Genomic DNA, 5849 nt, shown 5'->3' with positions numbered 1-5849 from the left:
CGTCCAGGTCACGCCCGACTACATTCTTGGGCCCGGCGACCAACTGGTGATCCGGGGCTGGGGCCAGGTGGACATCAACGTGCATCCGGTGGTGGACCGCTCGGGGGCGATCTACATCCCCAAGGTGGGGGTGATCCACGTCGCCGGCGTCCGCTATGCCGACCTGCACGACTACCTACAGGCCGCCATCGCGCGCACCTTCAAGAATTTCGAGCTGGACGTGACCATGGGCCAGCTCCGCTCCATCCAGATCTTCGTGGTGGGGCAGGTACGACGGCCGGGCAGCTACACGGTCAGCTCTCTGAGCTCGCTGGTGGACGCGCTGTTCGTGTGCGGCGGGCCCGCCAAGCGCGGTTCCATGCGCCGCATCGAGCTGAAGCGCAACGGCCAGACGGTGACCACCTTCGATCTCTACGATCTGCTGCTCAACGGCGACAAGAGCAAGGACGCCAAGCTGCTGCCCGGCGACGTGATCTACGTGCCGGCGGTGGGGCCGCTGGTGGCTATGGCGGGCAGCGTCAACAACCCGGCCATCTACGAGCTGAAGGACATCACCACCCTGGCTGACGTGATCCACTACGCCGGCGGGCTGGCCACCACCGCGGAGGGCGACCATGCCGTGGTGGAGCGCATCGACGACCACCGCGTCCGCCAAGAGGAGCGCTTTCCACTCACCCCGCAGGGGATGGCCATGGGCTTGCGGGACGGAGACATCATCCACTTTCCGCAGATCACCCCCAAGTTCGAGAACGCCATCACCTTGCGCGGGAACGTGGCCCGGCCCGGCCGCTATCCCTGGCGTGTGGGCATGCGCGTGAGCGACCTGATCCCGAGCCGCGAGTCCCTGGTCACTCGCGAGTATTGGGAGAAGAAGAACGAGTTGGGCGTTCCCCCGGCTCGGCCTTCCGAGATGGCAACGCCGGCCCAGCCTTCCGCCGTGGCGCCCACGCCTCGCATCGGACAGGCGGAGCTCAAGAATGAGATCAAGCGCTTGGAATCGGAGATCAACTGGGAGTATGCCGTGGTCGAGCGCTTCGACCTCGACAACCTGAGTTCCCACCTGCTGCCCTTCAACCTGGCCCGGGCCATCGAGGGCGATCCCAGCCAGAACCTGCCCCTGCAGCCCGGAGACGTGGTCACCATCTTCTCCCAGGCTGACATCCAGGTTCCCATCGGGCAGCAGAGCAAGTTCGTTCGCCTGGAAGGCGAACTGCCGCGCGCCGGAGTCTACGAGGTGCAGCCCGGGGAGACCCTGCGGCACCTGGTGGAGCGGGTGGGCGGGATCACCCCGCAAGCGTACTTGTTCGGGGCGGAGCTGGACCGGGAATCGACGCGCGTGGAGCAGCAGCGGCGCATCGACGACTACGTGGCTGCCCTGGAGGCGTCGATTGCCAAGACCGAAGCCGCGCTGGGCGCCAACGCCATCAGCGACCCCAACCAGGTGGCTCTGGCCCAGCAGCGCCTGCAAAGCCAGCAAGGGCTGGCCAGCCGTCTGAAAGACGTGAGGGCCACCGGCCGCATCGTCCTGGAGGTCCGGCCGGACGCAGGCACGACGGCGGCCCTTCCCGAACTGGTGCTGGAAGACGGCGACCGCCTCCTGATCCCCTACCGCCCGGCGACGGTCGAGGTCATCGGCAACGTCTACACCAGCGGCTCCTTCCTCTATCGGCCGGGCAAGACGGTCGCCGATTACCTGCGCCTGGCCGGAGGCCCGAGCCGCCAAGCCGACAAGGGCCACATCTTCGTGATTCGCGCCAACGGCGCCACCGTGGCCAAGTCGGGATGGGCGCCCCTGACCGGCAGGAGTCTGGAAGAGATGCGGCTCATGCCGGGCGACACGGTGGTCGTGCCGCAGAACTTCAACCCCGGAGCCTTCTTGCGCGGCCTCCGGGATGTGACCCAGATCTTCACGCAGTTCGCGCTGGGTGCGGCCGCGGTGCACGTGTTGTTCCAGTAGGTGCTGCGCATCCCCAGGCGGGGATGGTCTGCCGAGCTCCGAAGAAAGGTGCGGATGAAGGGAATCGTGCTGGCCGGGGGAACTGGGTCGCGGCTTCATCCCCTGACGCGGGTGACCAACAAACATCTCCTGCCGGTCTACGACAAGCCCATGATCTACTACCCCCTGCAGATTCTAGTGGAGGCGGGGATCAACGACATCCTGATCGTGACCGGCGGCAACAGCGCCGGCGAGTTCCTGCGCCTGCTGCGCAACGGCAAGGACTTCGGCCTGCAGCAACTGAACTTCGCCTACCAGGAAGGAGAGGCGGGCATCGCCGACGCCCTGCGCCTGGCCGAGCATTTTGCCGGCGGCGAGAAGATCTGCGTCGTGCTGGGCGATAACCTGATCGAGGGCAGCGTCCGCGCCGCCCGGCAGAAGTTCGAGCAGCAGGAACGCGGCGCCATGGTGCTGCTGAAAGAGGTTCCCGACCCGGAGCGCTTCGGCGTCCCGGTGTTCGAGGACGGGCGCATCACCCGCATCGAGGAGAAGCCCAAGGTCCCGGCATCCCCCTACGCTGTGATCGGCATCTACTTCTACGATTCCACCGTCTTCCGGCGCATCCGCACGCTTCAGCCTTCCGGACGAAGAGAGTACGAGATCACCGACGTCAACAATTCCTACCTCTTCGACGGCCAGCTCACCCACGCCGTCCTGGAGGGATGGTGGACCGACGCCGGCACCTTCGAGTCGCTGTGGCGGGCCGGCAACCTGGTGCGGAAGAAGAGCCTGAACACGGCGCCGGTGGCCGCAGACGCGGGGAGGAAACCGCAGCCGTGAGGATCCTGGTCACCGGGGGCGCCGGCTTCATCGGCTCCAACTTCGTCCATCATCTGCTGCGCAGCCACCCCGACGACCAGGTGACAGTGGTGGACAAGCTCACCTACGCCGGCAACCTGCGCAACCTGGACGACGTCCTGAGCGACCCTCGCCTGCGATTTGCCCGCCTGGACATCTGCGACCCGGCGCTGACAGAGGTTGCAAAGGGCTGCGAGGCGGTCGTGCACTTCGCCGCCGAGAGCCACGTCGACCGCAGCATCGAAGACGCGTCTCCGTTCGTGCGCACCAATGTGGAGGGGACGTGGCGCTTGGTGGAGGCCTGCCGGACCAACCGCGTCGCCCGCTTCGTTCACGTCAGTACCGACGAGGTGTACGGCAGCCTGGCGCCGCCGACCCGGGCCCGCGAGGATTCCCCCCTGGCCCCGAGCAGCCCCTACGCCGCCAGCAAGGCCGCCTCCGACCTGCTGGTGCTCTCTGCCGTCCGCACCCACGGCTTTCCCGGAATCATCACCCGTTGCACCAACAACTACGGCCCTTTTCAATTTCCCGAGAAGTTCATTCCCCTGATGATCGCCCAGGCCTTGGGCGACCAGCCCATGCCGGTGTACGGAGACGGGCGCAACGTCCGCGACTGGATCCATGTCGGGGATCACTGTGACGCGTTGGACCTGATCCTGCGGAAGGGAAGGGAAGGCGAAATCTACAACATCGGCGGCGGATGGGAATTGGAGAACATCGTCGTGGCCCGCAAGATCTCGCAGATCCTGGGCAAGCCGGAGAGCTTGCTGAAGTTCGTCTCTGACCGGCCCGCCCACGACCGCCGCTATGCTTTGGACTGCAGCAAACTGCGGAACGAACTGGGGTGGCGACCCACTTGCTCCTTCGAGAAAGGCCTGGCCGAGACTATCCGCTGGTACCAGGACAATACGGCCTGGCTGCAAGAGGCGCGCAGCGGCGAATACCAGAGATACTTCGAACGGCACTACCTGCGACGAGAAGAGCCCCTCGGTTCGAAGGTGGGGAACTGACATGGCGGAGGCAATCTGTGAGCTCGCGTGTACAATCCCCAAACTGCTGGGGTATAGTGTCGGTCGGGTGGGGATGCCCAAGGGTCGGGCCGGCGGGATGCTCCTAAGTCCTGCCTGGGTAAGGGATTACGGTTCATGGCGCAGCCGGAAGAGGCCGAACTGAAATTGCGCACGGAGGAAGAACCGCTGGGAGCGGCGGGCGGAGAAGTGCAAGCGCCTCGTTTTCCCGACTTCCTCATCGTGGTGGCGCGACGGAAGCTGTTCATCCTGAAGTTTGTCGGCATCGCCTTCGTGCTGGCGATCATCACTTCGCTTCTTCTGCCCAAGAAGTACACCGCCGACACCCGCATCATGCCCCCGCAGCAGAACCAATCGATGGGGGCGGCTGCCATCCTGAACCAGTTGGGTCCCCTGGCCAGCTTGGCAGGCAGGGATCTGGCTCTGCGGAATCCTAGCGATCTCTATGTGTCCGTGTTGAAGAGCCGCACCGTGGCCGATGACCTGATCGACCGCTTCTCCCTGATGAAGGTGTACGGAACGGCCCACCGTTCCGATGCGGAGCGCAAGTTGGCCGGCAATACCGAGATCGTCGCTGGCAAGGAGGGTGTCATCTCGGTGGCGGTGGAGGACAGCGACCCGCAACGCGCCGCCGACCTCGCCAATGCCTATGCGGAGGAGCTGACCAAGCTGACCAGGACCCTGGCGGTGACGGAGGCGGGACGGCGGCGGTTGTTCTTCGAACGGGAGATGAAGCAGGCCAGCGACGACCTGGCCAACGCGGAGGAGGCCCTGAAGGAAACCCAGGAGCGGACCGGGTTCATTGCTCCCGATCCCCAGTCCCGGGCCATGATCACGTTGGCGAGTTCTTTCCGGGCGCAGGTGGCGGTCAAGTCCGCCGAGGTGCAGGCGATGCGCTCGTTCGCCGCCCCCGGCAACCCCGACCTGGTGCGGGCGGAGCAGGAGCTGTCGGCCTTGCAGGCGCAAGTGGCCAAGCTGGAAGGCGGATCCGGCAAGCGAGCGATCGGGGACGTACCCTTGCAGAACGTGCCTGGAGCAGCTCTGGAGTTCGCCCGCAAGTATCGCGATGTCGTCTACTACACCACCCTGTACGAGCTCCTGGCCAAGCAATACGAGGCGGCGCGCATCGATGAAGGCCGGGACTCGGTGGTGGTGCAGCAGCTGGACAAGGCCGTGCGCCCGGAGCGAAGGTCCTGGCCGAGGCGGACGCTGGTGGTGCTGGCCACGACCTTGCTGGCGTTCCTGCTGGCCCTGATCATCGCCTATCTGCGGGAAGCGATGGAAAAGGCCAAGGACGACCCGCAATTCTCCAGCCGCCTGCAGCTCTTCCTCTTCTATCTCCGCCAGAAGTCATCGTAGCCGGTTTCCTAGGCGGCGGGTGAGTCAGAACGCGAGCTTGCCCGCGGTGAGCGGTCTACTCCCAGTTCCCCAGATTCCGGGCATAGAGGATCCCCATGGAAGGAAAGGCGGACCAGGGTGCAACCGGCAGAGGGAGGTCCTCGACGATGACGAAGCGACTGCCGCCAAGGATCTCCTTGAGCTCAGCCGGGTCCCGGTGATACTCGACCACGACGTAGCGGAACCTGCTCAGGTCCTCCCCCAGCGCCCCGAAGATGGGATACTCGGCTCCCTCACAATCGAACTTGGCAGACTCATAGCGCGGGCACGCGGCCCACACGTGGGCGGCGGCTTCGGCCCTGACCTCTTCCTCCTCCACGGCCGAAAGCGGCTGTGGGAGGTTCTCCTGAATGAGGGTGGAGGAGGCATGGTGGTGCTTCTGCTTGTAGAGGGTCAGGTTTCCGGCAACGTCGCTGAGGCCGGCGTTGACCGCGCGGATCTGCCTCCTGCGGCCATTCCGCTCCACGCTCCTTTGGAGAAACGCGAAGCTCCCCCGGGCAGGCTCGTAGGCTACGATGCTCACGCGCAGGCCCTGGCAGGCTGCGAAGATCGAGAAGAACCCGAAATGGGCGCCCACATCGAGGACACGGTCGCCGTCCAGGATGGGAAAGTGCCTGGTGTAAACCCTC

General features: G+C 65.4%; 5 protein-coding genes. 4 read left to right on the top strand and 1 reads right to left on the bottom strand.

The genetic code is table 11. From position 1 onward, the window contains the following. The 4 genes from VEG08_14790 to VEG08_14775 all read left to right on the top strand — a co-directional run. Positions 1-1957 (top strand): SLBB domain-containing protein (locus VEG08_14790; protein HXZ29259.1); only part of this gene is annotated, 1957 nt, incomplete at its 5' end. 54 nt (positions 1958-2011) lie between these two features. Further along, positions 2012-2776, top strand: a complete 765-nt coding sequence (locus VEG08_14785) for a sugar phosphate nucleotidyltransferase (protein ID HXZ29258.1) — start codon at positions 2012-2014, stop codon at positions 2774-2776. Further along, a complete protein-coding gene (rfbB, locus tag VEG08_14780; GenBank protein HXZ29257.1) occupies positions 2773-3804 on the top strand; it encodes a dTDP-glucose 4,6-dehydratase in 1032 nt (343 codons plus the stop codon). Before VEG08_14785 ends, rfbB begins: the two co-directional genes overlap by 4 nt. Before the next feature lie 135 nt (positions 3805-3939). Continuing rightward, positions 3940-5181 carry a Wzz/FepE/Etk N-terminal domain-containing protein gene (locus VEG08_14775; GenBank protein ID HXZ29256.1) on the top strand — a complete coding sequence of 414 codons (1242 nt, stop codon included), beginning with the start codon at positions 3940-3942 and terminating at the stop codon, positions 5179-5181. A gap of 55 nt (positions 5182-5236) precedes the next feature. Here the strand turns inward: VEG08_14775 and VEG08_14770 are convergent. After that, a partial coding sequence (locus tag VEG08_14770) for an FkbM family methyltransferase (protein ID HXZ29255.1) occupies positions 5237-5849 on the bottom strand: 613 nt, incomplete at its 5' end.

The organism is Terriglobales bacterium (genome assembly GCA_035624475.1).
GTDB lineage: Bacteria > Acidobacteriota > Terriglobia > Terriglobales > Acidobacteriaceae > DASPRL01.
Note: the sequence above shows the minus strand (reverse complement) of the source record. Positions and strands in the feature narration are given on the sequence as shown.

What these genes read in the sequence shown, in the direction of transcription:
- VEG08_14785 (HXZ29258.1), top strand. Translation starts at nt 2,012, where the DNA reads ATGAAGGGAATCGTGCTGGCCGGGGGAACTGGGTCGCGGCTTCATCCC.
- VEG08_14775 (HXZ29256.1), top strand. Translation starts at nt 3,940, where the DNA reads ATGGCGCAGCCGGAAGAGGCCGAACTGAAATTGCGCACGGAGGAAGAA.